Raw genomic sequence first — 21,232 nt, forward strand, 5'->3', positions numbered from 1 at the left:
CTGCGGGGCTCGCAATGACGAAGGCAGCGATGATCCTGCGCTTCCTTGCCGCGCTTGCCCTTGGCGCGGCGGGGGGCGCTGTGTTCTGGTCGATCGGCGCGCCGCTGCCCTGGGTGCTGGGCGCGATGACCGCCTGCGCGGCGGGGAGCATCGCCGGTCTGCCCATCGCCGCCTCCTCCGCCACCCGCCGCCCGATGTCGGCGGTGATCGGCGTCGTGCTCGGCAGCGCCTTCCATCCCGGCCTCATGAAACAGGCGTCCGAATGGATCGTGCCCATCGCGCTGCTGCCGCTGTTCCTTGCCAGCGCGGCGTTTCTCTGCGTGATCTACTTTCGCCGTGTCGCCCGCTTCGACCCGCCGACCGCCTACTTCGCCGGAATGCCCGGCGGCATTGCCGAAATGGTGCTGATGGGCTCCGAGCGCGGCGCGGACGAGCGGATGATCGGCCTGATCCACGGCGCGCGCATCTTCCTCGTCGTGTTCATCCTGCCTTTCCTGATCCGTGCGTTCGAGGCGGACGTCCACGCCCCGCCGCTTGCCGCGCCGCTGGTTACCGAGGCGACCGGCTGGCCGTTGCTGCTCTGGGGGCTCGGCTGCGTGATCGCCGGCAGCGTGATCGGCCGCGCCTTGCGGCTGCCCGCGTGGCACCTGATGGGGCCGCTGTTCGTCAGCGCGCTGGTTCACCTGACCGGCCTTTCCGATTTCCATATTCCGGCATGGGCCATCGCCGCCGCCCAGGTGGGGCTTGGCGCCACGATCGGCTGCCGCTTTGTCGGGCTCGACTTGCGAACGCTCGCGCGGACGCTGCTGCTGGCGGCGGGATCGACGGCTATCCTGCTGGTGATAACCTTCGTCTGGGCCTTTGCGATCGGCTGGGCTACGGGGCTCAATCCGGCGCTCGTCGCGCTGGCCTATTCGCCCGGCGGGGTGGCGGAAATGAGCATGGTCGCGTTGAGCCTCTCGCTGGAGGCGGGCTTCGTGATCGTGCACCACCTTGTGCGGGTGGTGCTGGTCATTGTCGGCGCGCCGCTGTCCTTCCGCATCATGGGAGCCACCAATGACCGCGCCTGACGTTGGCGAACAGACACCGGGCGAACAGACCATCGCCATCCTCTATCAGGCGCTCGAACCGCCGGTGATCGGCGGCGCGCGCAAGGAGGCCAAGCCCGGCGGCTATTCCGACAGCGGCGCGGATATCGGCGTGGCCCTGCTGGCGGCCGGCTGCACGCTGGCGACGCCGGTGGCCGATCCCGATCCCGCGCGGGTCTTCGATTGGGTCTGGCCCGATACCGAGGCGGGCATCGCCGCTGCTTTGGATGCGGGCGCGACATTGCTCTGGGCCAATACCGTGGTCTTCGCAGGACATCCCGTCGAGGATGCAAGCCGCAAGGCCTGGATCGTCGGCCCCGATCCCAAGGCGATGCAGGCGATAGACGACAAGGCGGCCACCAATGCGCGGCTGCTGGCGGCAGGACTGCCGGTCGCCCGTTCGTGGCTGATCGATGGCGACGGCGATCTGGACGCCCAGCTTGCCCCTTTCGCTGACCGGGTGCCGATCGTGGTGAAGCCTCTGCGGGGGCGCGGCAGCCAGGGCGTGGGCGTGGCCCGCACCCGCGCGCAATTGGCCGCGCAGGTCCGCGATCTGGCGCAAAGCCGCCGGTTCGGCGCGTCGATCATGCTGGAGCAGTTCCTGCCGGGGCAGGAGATCACCATCACCGTGATGCCTGCCGCCTGCCGTTCGGGCGAGACCGCGCCTTTCGCCCTGCCGCCGGTGCGGCGCTTCGACCAGTTCGACGATGTCGCCCCCTATAACGGCGATGTTCCGGTCAGCCGCAACAGTGCGGCGTTGACCCTGGGGGAATGCGCGGATCCTGCCATCGCCGCGGCTATCGCCGCCTGCGAACAGGCCGCCGCGCTTCTCGAAATCCGCGCGACCATGCGGATCGACTGCCGCGCCGACGGCGGGGGCACCTATTTCCTTTTCGACGTCAACGCCAAGCCCAACCTTACCGGCTCCGGCCGGCCGGGCCGCGAGGACGAAGACAGCCTCTCCACAATGGCTGCCGCCGCTTGCGGCTGGAGCTATCCGGACTTCCTCCTCGCCGCCGCGCGCGGCGCCTGGAGGAATACCCAAGACCAACAGGGATAACACCACATGACCGACTTGTGGCAGCACATCGTTGCCGATTTCTCCAACCTCGGCTCGCCCGCCGCGCTGGCCGCCTTCGGGCAGGTCGTGCTGATCGACGTGATGCTGGCGGCAGACAACGCGATCGTCGTCGGCGCGCTGGCGGCCGGACTTCCCGCCGCGATGCGCCGCAAGGTCATCCTGATCGGCGTGCTGGCCGCGCTGGTCCTGCGCATCGGCTTCGCGCTCGTGGTGACGCAGCTCATGCAGCTTGTCGGCCTCGTCTTCGCTGGCGGGTTGCTGCTGGTGTGGGTGGCATGGAAGATGTGGCGCGAACTGCGCGAGGATGTCGGCGGCGAGGATGATCCCGTCGCCAAGGCCGCGCCGCGCAGCTTTGCCGCCGCCGCCTGGGCGGTGGCCGTAGCCGACATCAGCATGAGCCTCGACAACGTGCTGGCCGTGGCCGGCGCCGCGCGCGACCATCCCGGCATTCTGGCGATCGGCCTGATCCTCTCGGTCGCGCTGATGGGTCTTGCCGCGAACCTGCTGGCCCGCGTGATCGAACGCTATCGCTGGATCGCTTACGTCGGCCTGCTCGTGATCCTCTATGTCGCGGGCAAGATGATCTGGGAGGGCCTCGTAGACCCCTCGCGCGGCCTGCTCGTGCTGTTCTGACACGGCACGCCGGGCGCCTGCCATCGGCGCCCGGCGTTTCGCTTCGATCCGGGGCATTTTCAACTCCGGGTTGAAAGATATTACCCAAATCAAGGGATTATCCCGATGGGGGAGCGGCGGCATAGCCACGGCCAAGATCGGCCGGGGCCATTCCCGCCGCGCCCATCCATTGGAGCTCCCATGAAGACCGTCTCGTTCACCGCCCTTCTGCTGGCCGCTGCCGCGCCCGCGCTCGCCGTGGCGCCCTCTCTCGTCACGGCGCAGGCATCGGCTGCGCCCGAAGCCGTCCAGGCCGGAACCTACAAGGTCGAAAGCAACCACACCCTTGCCCAGTTCGCGGTGAACCACTTCGGTTTCAACGATTTCTTCGGCACGATCCCCGGCGCCACCGGTTCGCTCTCGCTCGATCCCAAGGCGCTCGCGGCCACCACGCTCGACGTGTCTCTGCCGGTCGCCCGCATCGCGACCACCAATGACACGCTCGACGAGGAACTGCGCAGCGCCGACTGGTTCGACGCGGCGACGTATCCGACGATCCGGTTCGTGTCCCGCAAGGTCGAGCAGACCGGCCCGCGCACCGCGCGCATTTCCGGCACTGTCACCCTGCATGGCGTCACGAAGCCCATGGTCCTCGACGCGACGTTCGGCGGCGCCGGCGTGAACCCGATGAACAAGGCCTACACGATCGGCTTCAGCGCGACCGGCACGCTCAAGCGCTCGGAATTCGGCGTCTCGAAGTATGTGCCCGCTGTCAGCGACGACGTGCAGGTCCGCATCACCGCCGCTTTCGAAAAGACCAGTTGAGTTCGCGCTCCCGCGCGCAAGCTGACGGGCGGAGCTGACCGAACAGCTTCGCCGATCGGGGAGGCGGCCGGACAGCAAGGTTGCGTGAAGCGGCCTTGCCTGCCAAAGGCCTCGGCCGTCCCCCGATCAAGGAATCAGCACCATGTCCGATGGCATGACCGCCGCGCGTACTGTCGGCATCGACTTCGGCACGACCAATTCGGTCATGGCCCTTTCCGATGGAGAAGGCGGTGCCGGACTGGTCGATTTCGCCGCGCCCGACGGCACCGGCTCGGTGTTCCGCTCGGCGCTGTGCTTCTGGCAGGACGACGATGTGCGGGGCGGCCTGGCGCATGAGGCGGGGCCATGGGCCATCGCCGAATTCCTGGATTTTCCGCAAGGCAGCAGGTTCCTGCAATCGTTCAAGTCGGTTGCCGCCAATCCCGGCTTCGACAGCGCCAACCTGTTCGAGAAGCGCCTGCGGCTCGAGGAACTGGGCCGCGTGTTCCTGGAACATCTCATCGCGCATGGCGGCGAGGCGGCAAGGAACCTGCCCGGCCGGGTCATCGTCGGCCGTCCGGTGCGCTATGTCGGCGCACGGCCCGACGCGGCGCTGGCGCGGACACGCTATGACGCGATGTTCTCGATGCTCGGCAGCGAGATCCACTATGTCTACGAACCGCTGGGCGCGGCCTACAGCTTTGCCTCGCGCCTGTCCGATCCGGCCACGCTGCTGGTGGCGGACTTCGGCGGCGGCACCAGCGACTTCTCGATCGTGCGGGTGGAGGCGCCGGGAACGGCCAAGCGCTGCACGCCGCTCGGGTCGGCGGGTGTCGGCATCGCCGGGGACAGGTTCGACTACCGCATCATGGACCGTCTCGTGCTGCCGATGCTGGGCAAGGGCGGCACCTATCGCTCGTTCGACAAGGTGCTGCAGATTCCGGATGGACACTTCGTTGATTTCGGCGACTGGTCCCGCCTTGCGCTGATGCGCAACCGGCGCACGCTGGAGGAACTGGCGCGGCTCAAGCGCAGCGCCACCGATGGCGCGGCCATCGGGCGCATGATCGCGGTGGTGGAGAACGAACTGGGCTATCCGCTCTACGATGCGGTGGGCAAGCTGAAGCGCAGCCTGTCGGGCGACGATCGCGCGCACTTCCATTTCGAAAGCCCGGAACTCTCGATCGAGGCCGACGTGACCCGTGCGGAGTTCGAGGAGTGGATCGCCCCAGACCTCCAGCGCATCGCCGAGACCGTCGATCTTGCGCTCCAGCGGGCGGGCATGGCGGCCGACCAGATCGACCACGTGTTCCTGACGGGCGGCTCCTCGCTGATCCCGGCGGTGCGCCGCATGTTCGAGGCCCGCTTCGGCGAAAGCCGCATCGACAGCGGCGAGGAACTCACCTCGATCGCGCACGGGCTCGCGCTGATCGGGAGTGAACCCGATCTGCGCGAGTGGACCGTTCAGGACGATACTGCCGACTGATCAGAAGGCCGTTCTCACGCCGAACACGAAGTTCCGCCCGCGCAGCGGCGAGGCGTCCTTCACGAAGGAGGCGTGGTTGAGCGCGAACGAATTCGTCAGGTTGGTGCCGCGCGCGAAGAGTTCGGCCCAGCGGTCGGTGCCGAGGTCGAGCTTGTAGGACAGCGTCAGGTTGAGCATGTCGTAGCCCGGTGTCGCGGTTTCGAAGTCGGCGATGCGGTCCTGCTTGAAGGTGCGGTAATATTCCGCCTCCGCCGTGAACGGGCCGGTTGCCGCATCGACGCGCGTGCCGAGGCGGCCGGGCGGGATACGGGGAAGGTTCCCCAGATCGTCCTTCAGCTTGGCGCGGACGTAATCGCCGAAGAGCGAGACGCCCAGTTCCGGCATGATCTGGTGGCGCAACTCGCCGTCCACGCCGGTGAAGGTCGCATCCGCCGCCACGTAGTGGATCAGGCGAAACTCCTCGTACTGGTCCAGCGTCTGGCCATAGATGTAGTTGTCCACGCGCTGGTGATAGGCCCCGAGTGTGAAGGTGGTGGCGCCGCTGGTCTTGCGGAACGTCAGGTTGATCGACTTGCCGGTTTCCAGACGGTTTTCGGTCGATGCCATGCCGTTGAAGGTACGGCCCGTCACCATGCCGATCTCGTAAGTGTTCGAGGCGAAGTGCGGGCCGAAGGCGTAGAGCTCCTGCACGTTGGGCGCGCGCTGCGACCGGGCGAGCGAGAGCGCCAGCGAGTAGCCATCCGCCACCTTCCACAGCGCCGAGGCCGAGACCGAGAAGGGATCGTGCGCGCTGGAGGGCATGAACGCGGCCAGCGAGGTTTGCGGGCGGATGCGCTGCCATTCCTGGCGCACGGCGGCCTCGATGCGGACCGGGCCGAAGTCGCGGCTTTCGTGCAGGAACAGGGCGGTATTGCTGATGTCGAACGGCGTGTAACGGGTCACGTCGTCCTCGACCACGGCGTGGATGCCGCTGAAAGTGCTGTCGGAGTGCTGGACGCCGAAGACTCCGCGGAAGCCCGCCACGGCCTTGTGCGTCAGTTCGAAGCGGACGTCGAAGGCCTTGTTGCGATAAGCGGTGGCGATCTCGTCGTGCTCGATCTCGTCATGGCGGTAGTTGGTGTGCGCCATGCGGAAGCGGACGCGTTCGAAGCCGGGCAGGGGGTCGCGATATTCGCCGCGAATGTCGAACCGCTCGCTGCGCATCTTCACGAAGATGCTTTCCTCCTCGTGCTCATGGTCGTGGTTATCCTCGCCATGATCGTGGTCGTCGTGATCGTCGTGAGACCCGCAGTGAAGGCTGGCGCCGTGCGTGTGGCAGTCCTCGTATTCGTGGCTGTGGCCGGGGAGCCCGTACTTGCCGGTCACGCGGGTATAGGCGACGCCGAGATAGCCGTCCGGGCCGACCCACGATCCACCGGCGGTGAAGGTGGAGCTTTCGTTCCACGATCCGGCAACGCGGCGCTCGCCGAAGGCGCCGGGCACGCGGTAGTCGTCCGCCTCGCGGTGCGCGCCCTCAAGCCGCAGCGCCAGAGCGCCCGAACCCACGGTGACGCCGCCCACAAGCGAGCGCTCGTCATCCCCGGTGCCGAGCCGGGCCTCGCCCGCGCCGGAAATGCCGCTGGCCGGGATGGCGGTGGGGATCTTGGTGTCGAGCAGGTTCACCGCGCCGCCGATCGCGCCGCCGCCGTAAAGCAGGGCGGCCGGGCCGCGCAGGACTTCGATGCCGCGCAGCAGCAGCGGCTCGCCGGTGATGGCATGGTCGGCCGAAATGCCCGAGGCATCCTGCACATTGGCGCTGTCCGACAGGACCTGCACGCGCGGCGAGGTCTGGCCACGGATCACCGGCCGGCTGGCACCGCCGCCGAAGTTGTCGAAATGGATGCCGGGCTGGCCGGCGAGGGTCTCTCCCAGGGTGCCCTGCCGGCGATGAGCGAGTTCGTCACCGACCAGCGTGATGACCGGCGTGGCGGTTTCGTCCGCGGTCTCTTCCAGCGGCGCGGAGGTGACGAGAATTTCGCGCGATTCCGGCGCGGGAGCCTCGGCGAAAGCGGCGGCCGGGATCAGCGCGATGAGGGATACGGCGGATCGGTGCAGGATACGGACGGACAAGGAAACAACCCCCTGGGATCGGAAAGGAGGCTTTCTCTAATGTGATGTGATAACATTACTCAACAGGGGGATTGTCCTGTTATCAATATGTTACAATCGGGAAATATCCGCTGCCTGCTCAGCCGGCCTTGCCGGGGGCGTCGTCATCCTTCGCGGTGGCCAGTTCGGTGCCGTCTGCCGCGCTGGACCCGTAGATGAAGCCGTAAGTCGGATTTTCGCGCGAACCCAGCGAATGGCTCGGCCCGTACCAGACGCGCACGTTGCTCCAGTCGCCCGCTTCGGACACGTCTTCGGCAAGGGCGCTGCGTTCGATCAGGCCGGGGCCGGACCAGTTGGCGTGGTCGAGCATGACGTGGCGGGCATCCACCACTTCGCGGATCGTCGCGACATGGCCGTAAGGCATCGCCGAGGTGGACTTGAAGACGAGGACCGATCCCGCTTTGGGCAGATGACCGCGCTTGTAGGTGCCTTCGGCCTGGCCCCACCATGTCGCCGCGTTGCCGTGAATGCCGATCCCCGACTGCGCGCGGGCATAGGGCACGCATTGCAGATGCTGCGCGAACGCCGGCGCGGCGAACATCTGGGCAGCGAGGGAAAGGATGGCGGCGGCGACCACGGGAACCATTTTCATGGAGAGACGTTATATCGTCTCAGAACTTTCGAGGTAGCCCCGTCCCGGCGAGATGATCGCACGGGACACACCGTTCGTCGCGCCTGCGGGAACCGGACGGTGAAGGCGGCCTAGCGCGCTTCCATCGAGTCGATAACCAGCACCAGACGGGATTCTCCCGATTCTGCGATGGGCGGTGAGCGATGCAGGATGGATGGTTCCGGTTGAAGCAGACGGCCTTTGAACATTGCCACCGTCCCGGCCGATAGTTCGCGGATCATCTCGGGCTGCCAGTCCGAACCGGGGGCCTGCGTCCACTGCGTGCCGCGCCCGAGATAAGTCGTGATCGTGCGGACCGTTACGAAATCGGCGTGGAACCGCCGGCAGGCGTCGGTCTCGATCACTTCCAGCCGCAACCGGATCCGCTCCGCAGCCAGTACCTCGGCATGGCAGCGTGCGAGCATGGCGATGTCGCGGCGCAGCGCCGGACAGTGCGGATAGCCGGCGTCATCCAGGGCCTGCGCAATGCCCGCGGCAAGATCGGGGATGGTGCATTCGAAGGTCAGGTCGTCAAGCTCGGCAAGTTTCAGGGCTGCCAGTTCCTGTTCCAGCGCCGCATCGAGATGCCGTTCCCACAGCGCGACGTCGGTACCCGGCCGGGCTATCCGCGCGAGTGCCTCGTGCGGACGGATTTCAGGAGGACAGAGATCATTTTCCACGGGAGAGGCCTTTTCATTCGCGAAGGAGGCACCATCTAGCACAAGCAATGTGATGTTGTAACATACCTTAATTGAGCAGGAGCCGGGTTGATGAGCGAGCAGTGTGGAGTCCGGCAGGTCCGGAGACAGAGGCTGCTTGCCGATTTCGTGGAATCCACCGCGATCTCGGCCTCGGCGCTCTGCATGGTCCACTGCCTTGCGCTGCCGCTGCTGCTCTTCCTCCTGCCCGGCCTGCTTGGCTCATTCTTCCAGTCGGAGGCGTTTCATGTGGTCGTGCTCGGCCTGGTCGCACCTGCGGCGCTGGCGGCGTTCCTGATGGGCTATCGGCGGCACGGCGCGATCGGGCCGGGCATTGTCGGCGGGGCTGGCATCGTCTGCCTCGTTCTTGCGGTATGGCCCGCCGGCCTGCCGCTGGGCGAGACGGGCCTGACCGTGGCCGGCAGCGCGATGCTGGTGCTCGGCCACGGCTGGAACTGGCAGAAGCGGCTGCCTTGCAACGAGTGCGAGTCAGCCGGCCCGTCGCGCTAGAAGCGCTTCTTCTCCGTGACGTCGATCTGGACGACGCGGCCGTCATGGATGGTCAGCGAGACATTGCCGTAGCGCAGGTTCTTCAGGGCATCGCGCACGCTGGCGATGCTCTCTTCAAGCTGCTTGTCCGAGGGGGAGCCGGGTGCGGGGCTGGTCATGCGAGGTTTCCTTCAGCCGAATAGGTTCGCGAACGGCGCGCCTCGATCAGGACGGTGCTCCCGATTTCCGGCGGAGTGGTGTTCGCCGCGACATCGATTTCGATCATGGTGTCGCCGCCGCCGAGGCGGCCTTCCACGCGCCATGCACTGCCCTTGCGGAAGACGTTGTCGACATGAACCGCCTCGCCGCCGGTGGGCACGATCGCGAGGTCGTGCGGGCGGACATGCCGGCCGTCCGGGAAACGGTTGGTCTCGCCCACGAAGTGCGAGACGAAGGCGGTCGCGGGCTCCATGTAGACTTGTTCGGGCGTGCCGATCTGGTCGATCCGGCCATGGTCCATCACCACCACGCGATCGGCAAGTTCGAGCGCTTCTTCCTGGTCGTGCGTCACGAAGATCGAGGTCAGGCCCATCTGCTTGTGCAGGTCGCGCAGCCAGCGGCGCAGGTCCTTGCGGACCTTGGCGTCGAGCGCGCCGAACGGCTCGTCCAGCAGCAGCAGGCTGGGTTCGATGGCCAGTGCGCGGGCGAGCGCCACGCGCTGGCGCTGTCCGCCCGAAAGCTGGCCGGGATAGCGCCCGCCGAGGTCCTCGAGCTGGACCACGCGCAGCAGTTCCTGCGCCCGTGCCTTGATTTCGGCCTTGGATGGGCGCCGCTTGGCCTTGCGCACGCTGAGGCCGAAAGCGATGTTGTCGGCCACGGTCATGTGGCGGAACAGGGCGTATTGCTGGAAGACGAAGCCGACGTTGCGCTTGCCCACCGGGATTTCGGACACGTCCTCACCGTTGAAGTAGACGTGGCCCTCGTCCTGGAATTCGAGGCCGGCGATGATGCGCAGCAGCGTCGTCTTGCCCGAGCCGGAGGGGCCGAGCAGGGCGATGAATTCGCCGGGCTGGATTTCGAGGTCGATGCCGTGGAGTGCGGGATAATTGCCGAAGCGCTTGGTGATGTTCTGGACGCGGATCAATGCCTTGCTCCCGAGTGAAGGTCGAAGCGCCATTCGAGCACGGTCTTGAGGACCAGCGTGACGAGCGCGAGCGCAGCCAGCAGCGAGGCCACGGCGAAGGCTCCGACGAAGTCGTATTCGTTGTAGAGTATCTCGACATGCAGCGGCATGGTGTTGGTCTCGCCCCGGATGTGCCCCGAGACGACCGAGACGGCGCCGAATTCGCCCATGGCGCGCGCGTTGCACAGCAGTACGCCGTAGAGCAGGCCCCAGCGGATGTTCGGCAGGGTGACGTGCCAGAAGGTCTGCCAGCCATTGGCGCCCAGTGAAAGCGCGGCTTCCTCGTCATCCTTGCCCTGCTCCATCATCAGCGGGATCAGTTCGCGGGCGACGAAGGGGAAAGTGATGAAGACGGTGGCCAGGATGATGCCGGGCACCGCGAAGATGATCTTCAGGCCGTGGGCGGAAAGCCATGGTCCCAGCAGGCCCTGCGCTCCGAACAAAAGCACGAAGATCAGGCCAGAAACCACCGGGGAGACCGAAAACGGCAGGTCGATCAGGGTGAGCAGCAGGTTCTTGCCGGGGAAGCTGAACTTGGTGATGGCCCAGCTTGCGGCGAGGCCGAAGACCATGTTGAGCGGCACGCTGATCGCGGCGATGATCAGCGTGAGCTTGATCGCGGACAGCGCGTCGGGGTTGGACACGGCGTCCAGGAAGGGAGCGATCCCTTGCTTCAGGGCTTCGCTGAAAACCGCGACCAGCGGCAGCATCAGGAAGAACGCCAGAAAGGCGAGCGCGATGAGGATCAGCAGTACCTGCGCGGTCCTGCTTTCGGTTCCGGGGGTGATCCGGCGCGTTTTCCGGGTCATGCGCCAAGCCTCCTGCGGCGGATGGACTGGAGGGCGTTGAGCGTGAACAGCACCGCGAAGGACACCAGCATCATGACCATCGCGATGGCGGTGGCGCCGTCGTAATTGTATTGTTCGAGCTGGGTGACGATCAGCAGCGGCGCGATCTCCGTGCGGCCGGGCATGTTGCCCGAGATGAAGATCACCGAGCCGTATTCGCCCACGCCGCGTGCGAAGGACAGCGCGAAGCCGGTGAACAGCGCGGGCAGGATCGCCGGGAAGATGACCCGTGCGAACGTCTGCGCACGGTTGGCGCCCAGCGTTGCGGCGGCTTCCTCCACGTCCTTGCCGAGATCGGCAAGGACCGGTTCGACCGAGCGCACCACGAAGGGCAGGCCGATGAAGACCAGCGCCACGGTGATGCCGATCGGCGTGAAGGCAACCTTGATTCCCAGCGGATCGAGATATTGCCCGACCCAGCCGCTCGGCGCGTAAAGCGCGGTGAGGGCGATGCCGGCAACGGCGGTGGGAAGCGCGAAGGGCAGGTCAACGAGCGCGGAAATCACGCGCTTTCCGGGAAATTCGTAGCGCACGAGAACCCAGGCGACGAGCAGGCCGAACACCGCATTGACCAGCGCGGCGGCGATGGCGGTGCCGAAGCTAAGGCGATAGGCGGTGAGGGCGCGTTCGGAAAAGCCCACGTCCACGAAAGCCTGCCAGCCCATGCCGGCAGACTTGAGGAACAGGGTGGAAAGCGGGATCAGCACGATCAGGGACAGCCAGGCCAGGCTGAACCCGAAGGTCAGCCCGAAGCCCGGCAGAACGGAGGGCGCACGCCATCGGGGCTTGCGCGTCGTCATGGATGGCATCTGCAGTGGCCTGCTCGATTCTGGCGCCGGAAAGCGCGGTTTACTTCTTGGAGTAGATGCGGTCGAACACGCCGCCGTCAGCGAAGAAGGTCTTCTGCGCCTTGCCCCAGCCGCCGAAATCCTCGTCGATGGTGGTGAGGTTCAGCTTGGGGAACTGGTTGGCGAACTGTTCGGCGATCTTGGGATCGCTGGGCCGGTAGAAATTGCGCGCGATCGCGACTTGCGCCTCCGGTGTGTAGAGATATTCGAGATAGGCCTTGGAAACTTCCTCGGTGCCATGCTTCTTCGCGTTCGCCGCGATCACGGCGACCGGCGGTTCCGCGAGGATCGAGATGGAAGGCACCACGATCTCGAACTTTCCGGCGCCCAGCTTCTTCTCGGCCAGCAGGGCTTCGTTCTCCCAGGCGAGCAGCACGTCGCCGATGCCGCGTTCGACGAAAGTGGTCGTCGCGCCGCGCGCGCCGCTGTCGAGCACGGGAACTTGCGCGAAGAGGCGCTTCACGTAAGTTTCGGCGGCAGCGTCCGATCCGCCGGCCTTGCGGCCATAGGCCCAGGCAGCGAGGAAGTTCCAGCGGGCGCCGCCGCTGGTCTTCGGGTTGGGGGTGATGACCTGCACGCCGGGCTTCACCAGGTCGTTCCAGTCATGGATGCCTTTGGGATTGCCCTTGCGCACGAGGAAGACGATGGTCGAGGTGTAAGGCGAACTGTTGTCCGGGAGTGCCTTTTGCCAGTCGGCCGGGAGCAGCTTGGCCTTCTCGGCGATCACGTCGATATCGTAGGCCAGCGCCAGCGTGGCGACATCGGCTTCGAGGCCGTCGATGATCGCGCGGCTCTGCTTGCCCGATCCGCCATGGCTCATGCGGAAGGTCACGTCCTGTCCGGTCTTCTTCTTCCAGTAAGCCGCGAAGGCCGGGTTCACGGCCTGGTAGAGTTCGCGGGTCGGATCGTAGGAAACATTGGTGATCTCGACCGAATTGCCCGATTTCCCGCCCGAGCAGCCGGCAAGGGAGGCGGCCAGCACCGTCACCGCGGCGACGGTAACAAACAGGCGGCGATTGAGGGTTCCGGCATTCATCTATGGTGTCTCCCGTCAGGTGGTCTACGCCTAAACTCAATCGAATTGGTTGACATTAAATATGTAGTTGCAGGGTGGCAAGCATACCTTTTGGCCAAGCCTGCCTGCTCCACCGGACATACCGGCCAAGCGGCCCATTCGCGCCGGACCCCGCGCTTGATGCGGCGTGCCAGGAATTTCAATGACATATGATTCATCGCCGGCACAGGGTCCACTCCCTCAAAGGGAGCAGCAACCTATTGTCACGCAAACGGGCGGCCGACTCAAGCGGCTCTGCGATCCGGGGCACTGCGCCGGGCCGGCGGCGCACGGAACCGGACGGGAAAGCGGTGCCGTGCGCGCGTGAGGGGGCAGCCTAGGCGGCTGTTACCGGCGCGTTGGAAAGGGCGGCAAGGATCGGGGCGCTGTCGGTACGGTCCAGCCAGTCGGGGCTGGCTTCGAAGAACAGGACTCTGGCGTCCTGTCCCAGAACCAGCACGGCGGGCTGGTCGATCTCGTAGCTCAGCGTTCCCAGAGTGGCGCCGATCCAGTTCTCGCCCGGGGCGACTTCGGGCTGCTCCTCGGGGAAGAAGGTTACGCCAAGCCTGCGGCCGAGTGCGTAGCCGGGGTCGCTGGCGACGGTGAAGCCCAGGCCGTGGCGTTCGATCACCGCCCGGTCCACGGGAATCTGAGCGCTGACCGCGACAAGCGGGATCCCCCGCGCGCGAAGTTCGGGCCAGAGCGTCTCGTTGTAATAGGGCAGGGCGATGTTGCAGGCCGGGCACCCGCCGAAGCGGAAGAACACCAGCACGGCGGGACCATTGGCCAGCAGCGAATCGCGGGTCAGTTCGTGCCCGTCCTGATCTATCAGGGTGAAAGGTGTGATTTCGTCGCCCGTCCTGGGCAGTTTCGCGGGATCGTGGCGCTCCGAAAGCAGGCTGCGCTGCAAGGCGTTGCGGGCCAGTTGCTCGGCGCTCCACGTCCGGTCCCGTTCCGCCTGAAGCTCGGCGAATCGCTCCTTGAGGCTCTTGCTCATCCTGTTTCCTCCTGATGGGTGTCCATCGGGAAGCTACGGCGCGCGGCGGGGCGAGAATAACGAGAAGCGCCCCGCCGTTATTGAAAGTTTCCAATAAGCGCCCGTGCCTTCAGAGTGCCGCCACGACCTCGCGCGCCAGTTTGGCGAGCTGGCTGGTCGGCCCGTCAAGCCCGGGCGCGGTCTGGAGGATGCACGAGACGTTGGGCAGTTCGGGCAGGTCCGAATCCTCCAGCGGAGCCTCGCGCAGGAACAGGTGCGTTCGGCAGGTCACGCCCAGTCCGGCATCGACGGCAGCGCGCAGCGCGGTGAGATTGGGTGTCTCGACCGAGATCCGGTAAGGCCGCCCGGCATCTTCCAGCGCCCGGATCGCCGCTTCGCGAAAGCGGCACGGCGGTTCGAGCACGGCGAGCTGCACGGTTTCCTGCAACGCCAGTTCGGGCTTTCCGTACCAGGCCATCGGCGCGCTGGCGATCGCGCTGGGATCGTTGTTGGCCGCGAAGCCGAGCACGATGTCCAGTTGCCGGCGTTCGAGCTGGCCGAGCAGTTCGGCAGTGCCCGCGACGCGCGAATAAAGCTGTGCTTCGGGGTGAAGCTCCGCGAAACGGGCCAGCAGGCCGGACAGCAGCATCTCGGCGAAGTCCTGCACCATGCCGATGCGTGCCGGCCCGGTAAAGTGCCCGGCAGTGACGGCGGCTACGGCCTCGTCATGGAGATTGAGCACCTTGCGCGCGTAATCCAGCATCAGGTCGCCGGACTGGGTGAGCGTCAGCCTACGGCCCTCGCGGTGAAACAGCGGCTGCTGGAGCAGTTCCTCCAGGCGCTTGATCTGGAGGCTCAGGGCGGACTGGCTCACGAAGACCCGCTCGGAGGCATGAAGCATGGAGCCGGTATCAACGATCGCCACGAAACTGCGCAGGAGGTTGGTGGGAAGATTGACGGGCATGTTCGAATCACTCTCGAATGGGTGGGCTGCTGCGGCGGGGGTAACCTGCTTCATATTCTCAACCAAATTAGTAGAGTTTGTGACGCTGATTGCAAACCTTGTCTGCGCCATCAGTGTGGCCGGCGGGGCGTTCGCCCCGAATCCGGCACGGCCCGGCGATGCAAACTCCAGCTTTTCCCGGCGTTATGAGCGGTGCTGATAGGCCGGCGCACAAAACTCAATTGAATTGGTTGAGAATGCCGTGTCTCTTCCCGGCCTGCTCCATGGAAGAGAAAGACAATGGCCATTTCCGGCAGGATTCCATTTTCGCTGAAACGCTCGCTGTCAGGCGCACGCTGGCTTTCGCCGGTGCTGTTCCTGCTGGCCTGGGAGGCGGGATCGCGTTCCGGCTTCATTCCCGAGCGCACGCTGGCGGCGCCCTCGAAAGTGCTCTCCACCTTGCTTGGCATGGCAGTTTCGGGTGAACTAGCGGCCAATCTCTGGGTCTCGTTCCTGCGCATCGCCATCGGCCTTGCCATCGGCGTGACCATCGGTGTGGTGCTGGCGCTGGTCGCCGGGCTTTCGCGCCAGGGCGAGGTGGCGGTCGATCCGCTCATGCAGATAAAGCGCACGATCCCGACGTTGGCGCTGACTCCGCTGTTCATCGTGTGGTTCGGCATCGGCGAAACGCCGAAGATCGCGCTGATCGCCTTCGCCTCGATCTTTCCTGTCTACCTCAACCTCTACAGCGGCATTCGCGGGGTAGACCTGCGCCTGCTGGAAGGCGCGCGCAGCTTCGGGCTCAGCCGCCCCGAACTGGTCTGGCATGTCATCCTGCCCGGAGCCTTGCCTTCCCTGCTGGTGGGGCTGCGCTATTCGCTGTCGGTCGCGATCCTCGTGCTGGTCGTGGCGGAGCAGATCAACGCCTCGGCCGGGCTCGGCTATCTCATCAACAATGCCCGCGACTTCATGAGGACCGACATCATCGTCGTGTGCCTGATGATCTATGCGGTGCTGGGCCTCGCCGCCGATGCGCTGGTGCGGGCGGTGGAGAGCAGGGCACTCGTCTGGCGCCCGAGCATCGTTTCGCAATGACCCCCGCCTACCGATCCCCCACGCAACTTGCACCGGAGAACCGTGCCATGGATGCTCGACCGAACGGCTATTCCCGCGTCGCGCCGCCGCAATTCCCCGCCCCGCCGGTTGGTCCTGCGCCGGTTGTCCGCCTGCGCGATTTCACGCGCCGCTTCGGCGACAACACGATCATCTCCGGCCTCGGCCTCGACATCGCGCCGGGCGAGTTCGTGACGCTGCTGGGCCGGTCGGGTTCCGGAAAGACCACGCTGCTGCGCACGCTTGCCGGGCTCGACCCGACGCCGGGCCAGGACGTGATCGTCCCGGATTCCCGCGCCGTCGTGTTCCAGGATGCCCGTCTGCTGCCGTGGAAGAAGGTCTGGCGCAATGTCGCGCTGGGGCTTCGGCAGGGCGACGTGCGGCAGCAAGCAGAGGACGCGCTGCGCGAAGTCGGTCTCGGGCACCGGCTGGACGCATGGCCGCTGACGCTATCCGGCGGCGAGGCGCAGCGGGTGGCGCTGGCCCGCGCGCTGGTGCGCGAACCGAGCTTGCTATTGCTGGACGAACCCTTCGCCGCGCTCGACGCCCTGACGCGCCTGCGGATGCACGAACTCGTGCTCTCGCTCTGGACCCGGCACCGGCCGGCGGTGATGATGGTCACCCATGACGTGGACGAGGCGATCGCGCTGGCCGATCGCATCGTCCTGCTGGATCGGGGGCGCATCGCCGCGCAGGAGCGCATCGAGGCGCCGCGCGGCGAACGCGGGCAGGTCGCGCGGGGGCTGCGCAGCCGCCTGCTGAGCGCGCTGGGCGGACAGGTATCGGAAGGTCCTTCACCCGCCGAAATCATCGCGCTCCACGCCGGAGGCCTCGCATGAACGCGCCGGTTTCCCTCGTCGTTCCGGGGCAGGATATCAGGCCGCTACGCCGTTTCGTGACCGGGCTTGCCGCGATCATCGACAGCGGGGCCGGGCAGGCGGCGATCCTGGAACATGGCGGCGCCCTGTTGGGCCGTCTCGTCTCGCAAGGCGGTTGGCTGCCCGAGGAATTCGCGCGGCCGCATCCCGAGCGTTACCAGCAATACCTGCTCCATTGCGACAGTGCGGAGCGCTTCAGCGTGGTCTCCTTCGTATGGGGGCCGGGACAGGCGACGCCGATCCACGACCACCGCGTCTGGGGGCTCGTGGGCGTGCTGCGCGGCGCGGAGAACGTGCAGAACTTCCGCCGCCGGCCGGACGGCACGTTCGTCCAGCAGGGTGAGACCGGCCAGCTTCGCGAAGGCGAGGTGGAGGCGATCGATCCGCAGGTGGGCGATATCCACCGCGTCGCCAATGCCTTCGCGGACCGCATCTCGATCTCGATCCATGTTTACGGCGCCAACATTGGCGCAGTCGAACGCGCGACCTACCGCGACAGCGGCGAGGAGCGCCCCTTCATCTCGGGCTATGCGAACGAGGTCCTGCCCAACCTCTGGAATGGAGTGATCCGGGCATGAGCGTGTACCCCGCCGAAGTTCGAAGTGCCCTGCTGGCCCGCCGTGAAATCGCGCTGATAGACGTGCGGCAGGAAGCGCTTTTCGCGCTCGGCCATCCGCTGTTCGCGGCGCAGATCCCGCTTCAGCGCATTGCACTGGAAGCGCCCTGGCGCATCCCGCGCAAGGATACGCAGATCGTGGTCTACGATGACGGCGAGGGGCTGGCCGAACCGGCGCTGCACCAGTTCCGCGCGCTTGGCTATACGCATGTCGATGTGCTGGAAGGCGGCCTCGCGGGGTGGCGGGCCGCAGGGTACGAGCTGTTCGAGGACGTGAACAGCTACTCCAAGGCTTTCGGCGAACTGGTCGAGCATCGCCGCCACACCCCCTCGCTGCCGGCGCCCGATGTGCTGGCGCTGATCGAGGAAAAGGCGGATATCGCCATTCTCGACGCCCGCCGCTTCGACGAATACGCCACGATGAGCATCCCCGGCGGGCGTAGCGTTCCGGGAGCCGAACTCGTGCTGCGCGCGCCCGTCGCCGCGCCCGATCCCGATACGACGATCATCGTCAACTGCGCCGGCCGCACCCGCAGCATCATCGGCACCCAGTCGCTTATCAACGCGGGGCTGCCGAACAGGATTTTCGCGCTGCGCAACGGCACGATCGGCTGGACGCTCGCCGGGCAGAAGCTGGAGACAGGGCGTCAGGAAAGCGTCGACAAGGGCGCCGACGGCGAAATCGACGTGGCCCGCGAGCGTGCCCGCGATGTCGCCTATCGCGCCGGAGTGCGCCGGATCGACAGCGCTGACCTCAGGGCCTTGCTCGCCGAGAACGACCGCACGCTCTACCGCTTCGACGTGCGCCAGCCCGCCGATTTCGCGGCCGGGCACCCTGCGGGCTTCCGCAATGCGCCGGGCGGCCAGCTCGTGCAGGAAACCGATCACTTCGCACCGGTGCGCGGTGCCCGCATCGTATTGGCCGACGACCTCGGCTCCCGCGCGGACATGACCGCCTCCTGGCTCGCCCAGCTCGGGTGGGACGTGTCGGTCCTGGCGGATGCCTTCGACGGGCCGCTGGAGACGGGCGAGGACGGCGCTCCCGCGCCGCGCGGACCGCATGGCCGGTACAAGCGTCCTTACGAGGGCACCGACAATCGCGAGGCCGCCATGCAGGCCTACCTCGACTGGGAATATGGCCTCGTCGCCCAGTTGGAGCGCGACGGCACGCACGGCTTCTTCGTCATCTGATCCAGCGCCCTTCAGGGAGAATTGCATCATGACCGTCAAGTTCATCGGCTATATCGGCTTCAACGACACCTCCGAAATCCACGCCGGATCGCGTTCTCGCGTGCTTGACCGCGACTATGTGGATGCCGCTGCCCGCGCGCAGGAAGCGGGCGGGTTCGACCGGGTGCTGATCCCGTTCGGCTCCAGTTCGCCGGAAAGCCAGATCGTTGCCGCCCATGCCGCCGCGATCACCACGCGCCTCGGTTTCCTCGTTGCGCACCGCCCCGGTTTCACGCAGCCGACGCTGGCGGCGCGCCAGCTTGCGACGCTGGACCAGCTTTCGGGCGGCCGCGTCGCCGTGCACATCATCACCGGCGGCGCCGATGACGAGATGGCGCGCGACGGTGACGTTCACACCCTCAAGGCCGAACGCTACTTGCGCAGCGACGAATATCTCGGCGTGCTCAAGCGCGAATGGGCGGAAACCGCGCCCTTCGATCATTCCGGTCGTTTCTACGAAGTGCGCGGCGGCTTCAGCGCCGTGAAGCCGGACAACCTGCCGGTGTTCTTCGGCGGCTCCTCGCCCGAGGCGATCGAGGTGGCGGGCCGCCATGCCGATGTCTACGCGCTCTGGGGCGAGACGCTGGAGCAAGTGGGCGAGGCCGTTCGCACCGTCCGCCACGCGGCCGCCCGGCATGGCCGCAGTCCCGGATTCTCGCTCTCGCTGCGGCCGGTCATTGCCGATACCGAGGAAGCGGCGTGGAAGAAGGCTGACGAGATCACCGAAAAGGTCCGCGCCAACCGCGAGGCGGCAGGTCTTCCCACCAGCGGCCATCGTCCGCCCAATGCCGGATCGCTGCGCCTGCTGGAAACGGCGCAGACCCAGCGCCGCGATACCCGCCTGTGGACCGGCGTGGCCGCGCTTACCGGGGCAGCGGGCAACAGCACCGGCCTTGTCGGCACGCCCGAACAGGTCGCCGATGCGCTGCTCGAATATTACGACATCGGCATCGATCACTTCCTGATCCGCGGGTTCGAACCGCTGGCCGACGCCATCGATTATGGCCGCGACCTGATCCCGCTGGTCCGCGCCAAAGTCGCCGCCCGCGAAGGCACGGACAAAGTGGCGCTGGCAAGCTGAAGCGGCGGCCCGCGCATTGGAAAAACTCACGTTCCTATCAGCCATCCGCGTTGGTTCACGGCCCCCGCACCCCATAGCCTGAACCCACGCAGAAGGAGGAATGACATGAGCAAACGCCAACTAAAACTCGGTTTCATCCTGCACGGCGTCGGCCCCGGCTGGGACGACTGGCGCCACCCGGACGCCCAGGTCGATGCCAGCACCAGCCTTTCGTTCTACACCCGGCAGGCGCAGGTCGCCGAGCGCGGCAAGTTCGATTACCTGTTCGTGGCCGACAGCGTTTCGATCAATGCGCGCTCCTCGCCGCACTATCTCAACCGCTTCGAGCCGCTGACGATCCTCTCCGCCGTCGCCGCCGTGACCGAGCATATCGGCCTCGTCGGCACGGCGACGGTCAGCTATACCGAAGCCTACAACCTTGCCCGCCAGTTCGCCTCGCTCGATCATATCAGCGGCGGCCGGGCCGGGTGGAACGTCGTTACCTCGTGGCTGGAAGGCAGCGCCGCCAACTTCGGCCGGGACAAGCACCTCGACCATGACGTGCGCTATCGGCTGGCCGAGGAATACCTCGATGTCGTGAAGGGGCTCTGGGATAGCTGGGAGGACGGCGCCCTTGTCCGCGACAAGGCCAGCGGGCAGTTCCTCGATCCCGGCAAGCTGCACGAACTGGGCCACAAGGGCGAATTCCTGTCGGTCAAGGGCCCGCTCAACATCTCGCGTTCGCCGCAGGGGCAGCCGGTGATCTTCCAGGCGGGGTCCTCTGAAGACGGCCGCAACTTCGCCGCGCGCCATGCCGAGGCGATCTTCACTCATCAGGAAGACCTTGCCGAGGGGCAGGCCTTCTATGCCGACGTCAAGGCGCGGGCGCGCGGTTTCGGGCGCGATCCCGACCAGCTTCTGGTGCTTCCCGGCGGGCGCCCGATCGTGGGTTCGACCGAGGAGGAAGCCGAGCGTCTTCACCGCGAACTGGCCGATCTCGTCAGTCTGGAGAACGCATTGCGGGCGCTTGGCCGTTCGTTCAACGATCACAATTTCAGCCTCTACGATCCCGATGGCCCGTTCCCGCAGCACGTCGCCGAAGAGGGGCGCCGCAGCAACCAGAGCGCGTCCGAGAAGGTACTGAAAGAGGCAGAGCGCGGGTTGACCCTTGGCGAGATCGCCCTGCGCGTGGCTACGCCGCGCAGCCACTTCACAGGTACGCCCGAACAGGTCGCCGACTGCTTCCAGCTCTGGCTGGAGCAGCGCGGATCGGATGGTTTCAACCTGTTCGAATCCCTGCCCGGGCAGCTTGAGGTCTTTGTCGACCATGTCGTGCCGATCCTTCAGGCGCGCGGGATCTACAAGCAGGACTACCCCGGCAACACCCTTCGCGAAACGCTGGGGCTGGACGTTCCCGTCAATCGCAACACCGCCGCGCGGCTGCGCCGTACGGCGGCCTGACAGACA

The 21,232-nt window shown here is 66.4% G+C and carries 22 protein-coding genes; 12 read left to right on the forward strand and 10 right to left on the reverse strand.

The genetic code is table 11. The annotated features are described in order from the left end of the window. Positions 1-14 precede the first annotated feature (14 nt). From ACLIMP_RS16580 to ACLIMP_RS16600, 5 genes are all read left to right on the forward strand, one after another. Positions 15-1,070 carry an AbrB family transcriptional regulator gene (locus tag ACLIMP_RS16580; protein ID WP_197282987.1) on the forward strand — a complete coding sequence of 352 codons (1,056 nt, stop codon included), beginning with the start codon at positions 15-17 and terminating at the stop codon, positions 1,068-1,070. Further along, positions 1,057-2,148 (forward strand): D-alanine--D-alanine ligase family protein, encoded by a 1,092-nt coding sequence (locus tag ACLIMP_RS16585; protein ID WP_443478570.1) that lies wholly within the window; start codon positions 1,057-1,059, stop codon positions 2,146-2,148. The genes ACLIMP_RS16580 and ACLIMP_RS16585 overlap by 14 nt, the downstream gene beginning before the upstream one ends. A 6-nt stretch (positions 2,149-2,154) precedes the next feature. After that, complete coding sequence (locus ACLIMP_RS16590) at positions 2,155-2,802, forward strand: YjbE family putative metal transport protein (protein ID WP_054436732.1); 648 nt, start codon at positions 2,155-2,157, stop codon at positions 2,800-2,802. Between the two features lie 180 nt (positions 2,803-2,982). Next, positions 2,983-3,606, forward strand: a complete 624-nt coding sequence (locus ACLIMP_RS16595) for a YceI family protein (protein WP_054436731.1) — start codon at positions 2,983-2,985, stop codon at positions 3,604-3,606. Between the two features lie 142 nt (positions 3,607-3,748). After that, entirely contained in the window at positions 3,749-5,071 is a 1,323-nt protein-coding gene (locus ACLIMP_RS16600; RefSeq protein WP_443478571.1) for an Hsp70 family protein, read from the forward strand. Here the strand turns inward: ACLIMP_RS16600 and ACLIMP_RS16605 are convergent, their stop codons facing one another. The 3 genes from ACLIMP_RS16605 to ACLIMP_RS16615 form a co-directional block, all read right to left on the reverse strand. Continuing rightward, entirely contained in the window at positions 5,072-7,180 is a 2,109-nt protein-coding gene (locus tag ACLIMP_RS16605) for a TonB-dependent receptor domain-containing protein (RefSeq protein ID WP_443478572.1), read from the reverse strand. Between the two features lie 118 nt (positions 7,181-7,298). Continuing rightward, the gene (locus ACLIMP_RS16610) at positions 7,299-7,811 is read right to left on the reverse strand and encodes a CHAP domain-containing protein (protein WP_054436727.1); all 513 of its coding nucleotides are present in this window, start codon (positions 7,809-7,811) and stop codon (positions 7,299-7,301) included. Between the two features lie 110 nt (positions 7,812-7,921). Then, positions 7,922-8,509, reverse strand: a complete 588-nt coding sequence (locus ACLIMP_RS16615) for a DUF1826 domain-containing protein (RefSeq protein ID WP_443478573.1) — start codon at positions 8,507-8,509, stop codon at positions 7,922-7,924. A gap of 90 nt (positions 8,510-8,599) precedes the next feature. Between ACLIMP_RS16615 and ACLIMP_RS16620 the strand changes: the two genes are divergently transcribed. After that, complete coding sequence (locus ACLIMP_RS16620; protein WP_185999159.1) at positions 8,600-9,037, forward strand: MerC domain-containing protein; 438 nt, start codon at positions 8,600-8,602, stop codon at positions 9,035-9,037. Here the strand turns inward: ACLIMP_RS16620 and ACLIMP_RS16625 are convergent. From ACLIMP_RS16625 to ACLIMP_RS16655, 7 genes are all read right to left on the reverse strand, one after another. Next, positions 9,034-9,195 (reverse strand): YezD family protein, encoded by a 162-nt coding sequence (locus ACLIMP_RS16625; protein ID WP_082370284.1) that lies wholly within the window; start codon positions 9,193-9,195, stop codon positions 9,034-9,036. The two genes, ACLIMP_RS16620 and ACLIMP_RS16625, sit on opposite strands and share 4 nt — an antisense overlap. After that, positions 9,192-10,160, reverse strand: coding sequence for a sulfate/molybdate ABC transporter ATP-binding protein (locus ACLIMP_RS16630; protein WP_054436723.1), 969 nt, complete (start codon positions 10,158-10,160; stop codon positions 9,192-9,194). The genes ACLIMP_RS16625 and ACLIMP_RS16630 overlap by 4 nt, the downstream gene beginning before the upstream one ends. Further along, positions 10,157-11,008 (reverse strand): sulfate ABC transporter permease subunit CysW, encoded by an 852-nt coding sequence (cysW, locus tag ACLIMP_RS16635; RefSeq protein WP_185999158.1) that lies wholly within the window; start codon positions 11,006-11,008, stop codon positions 10,157-10,159. The genes ACLIMP_RS16630 and cysW overlap by 4 nt, the downstream gene beginning before the upstream one ends. Beyond that, entirely contained in the window at positions 11,005-11,847 is an 843-nt protein-coding gene (gene cysT / locus ACLIMP_RS16640) for a sulfate ABC transporter permease subunit CysT (RefSeq protein WP_054436719.1), read from the reverse strand. The genes cysW and cysT overlap by 4 nt, the downstream gene beginning before the upstream one ends. Before the next feature lie 49 nt (positions 11,848-11,896). After that, the gene (locus ACLIMP_RS16645; RefSeq protein ID WP_324699113.1) at positions 11,897-12,931 is read right to left on the reverse strand and encodes a sulfate ABC transporter substrate-binding protein; all 1,035 of its coding nucleotides are present in this window, start codon (positions 12,929-12,931) and stop codon (positions 11,897-11,899) included. 355 nt (positions 12,932-13,286) lie between these two features. Beyond that, positions 13,287-13,946, reverse strand: a complete 660-nt coding sequence (locus ACLIMP_RS16650; protein ID WP_443478574.1) for a peroxiredoxin-like family protein — start codon at positions 13,944-13,946, stop codon at positions 13,287-13,289. A gap of 109 nt (positions 13,947-14,055) precedes the next feature. Beyond that, on the reverse strand, positions 14,056-14,889 hold the full coding sequence (locus ACLIMP_RS16655; protein ID WP_054436770.1) for a LysR substrate-binding domain-containing protein: 834 nt from the start codon (positions 14,887-14,889) through the stop codon (positions 14,056-14,058). Positions 14,890-15,168: 279 nt separating this feature from the next. Here ACLIMP_RS16655 and ACLIMP_RS16660 point away from each other — a divergent pair, with 279 nt between their 5' ends. From ACLIMP_RS16660 to ACLIMP_RS16685, 6 genes are all read left to right on the forward strand, one after another. Then, positions 15,169-15,963: an ABC transporter permease gene (locus tag ACLIMP_RS16660; protein WP_443478575.1), complete on the forward strand. Its 795-nt coding sequence runs from the start codon at positions 15,169-15,171 to the stop codon at positions 15,961-15,963. Between the two features lie 47 nt (positions 15,964-16,010). Continuing rightward, on the forward strand, positions 16,011-16,820 hold the full coding sequence (locus ACLIMP_RS16665; protein ID WP_443478576.1) for an ABC transporter ATP-binding protein: 810 nt from the start codon (positions 16,011-16,013) through the stop codon (positions 16,818-16,820). Continuing rightward, positions 16,817-17,437: a cysteine dioxygenase family protein gene (locus ACLIMP_RS16670; RefSeq protein ID WP_443478577.1), complete on the forward strand. Its 621-nt coding sequence runs from the start codon at positions 16,817-16,819 to the stop codon at positions 17,435-17,437. The genes ACLIMP_RS16665 and ACLIMP_RS16670 overlap by 4 nt, the downstream gene beginning before the upstream one ends. Further along, positions 17,434-18,666, forward strand: a complete 1,233-nt coding sequence (locus ACLIMP_RS16675; RefSeq protein WP_054436714.1) for a rhodanese-like domain-containing protein — start codon at positions 17,434-17,436, stop codon at positions 18,664-18,666. Before ACLIMP_RS16670 ends, ACLIMP_RS16675 begins: the two co-directional genes overlap by 4 nt. Positions 18,667-18,694: 28 nt before the next feature. Beyond that, positions 18,695-19,786 (forward strand): LLM class flavin-dependent oxidoreductase, encoded by a 1,092-nt coding sequence (locus tag ACLIMP_RS16680; protein WP_324699108.1) that lies wholly within the window; start codon positions 18,695-18,697, stop codon positions 19,784-19,786. 105 nt (positions 19,787-19,891) lie between these two features. Continuing rightward, positions 19,892-21,226, forward strand: a complete 1,335-nt coding sequence (locus tag ACLIMP_RS16685) for an LLM class flavin-dependent oxidoreductase (RefSeq protein ID WP_443478578.1) — start codon at positions 19,892-19,894, stop codon at positions 21,224-21,226. Positions 21,227-21,232: the final 6 nt, after the last annotated feature.

The organism is Novosphingobium aeonii (genome assembly GCF_052279045.1).
Lineage (GTDB): Bacteria > Pseudomonadota > Alphaproteobacteria > Sphingomonadales > Sphingomonadaceae > Novosphingobium.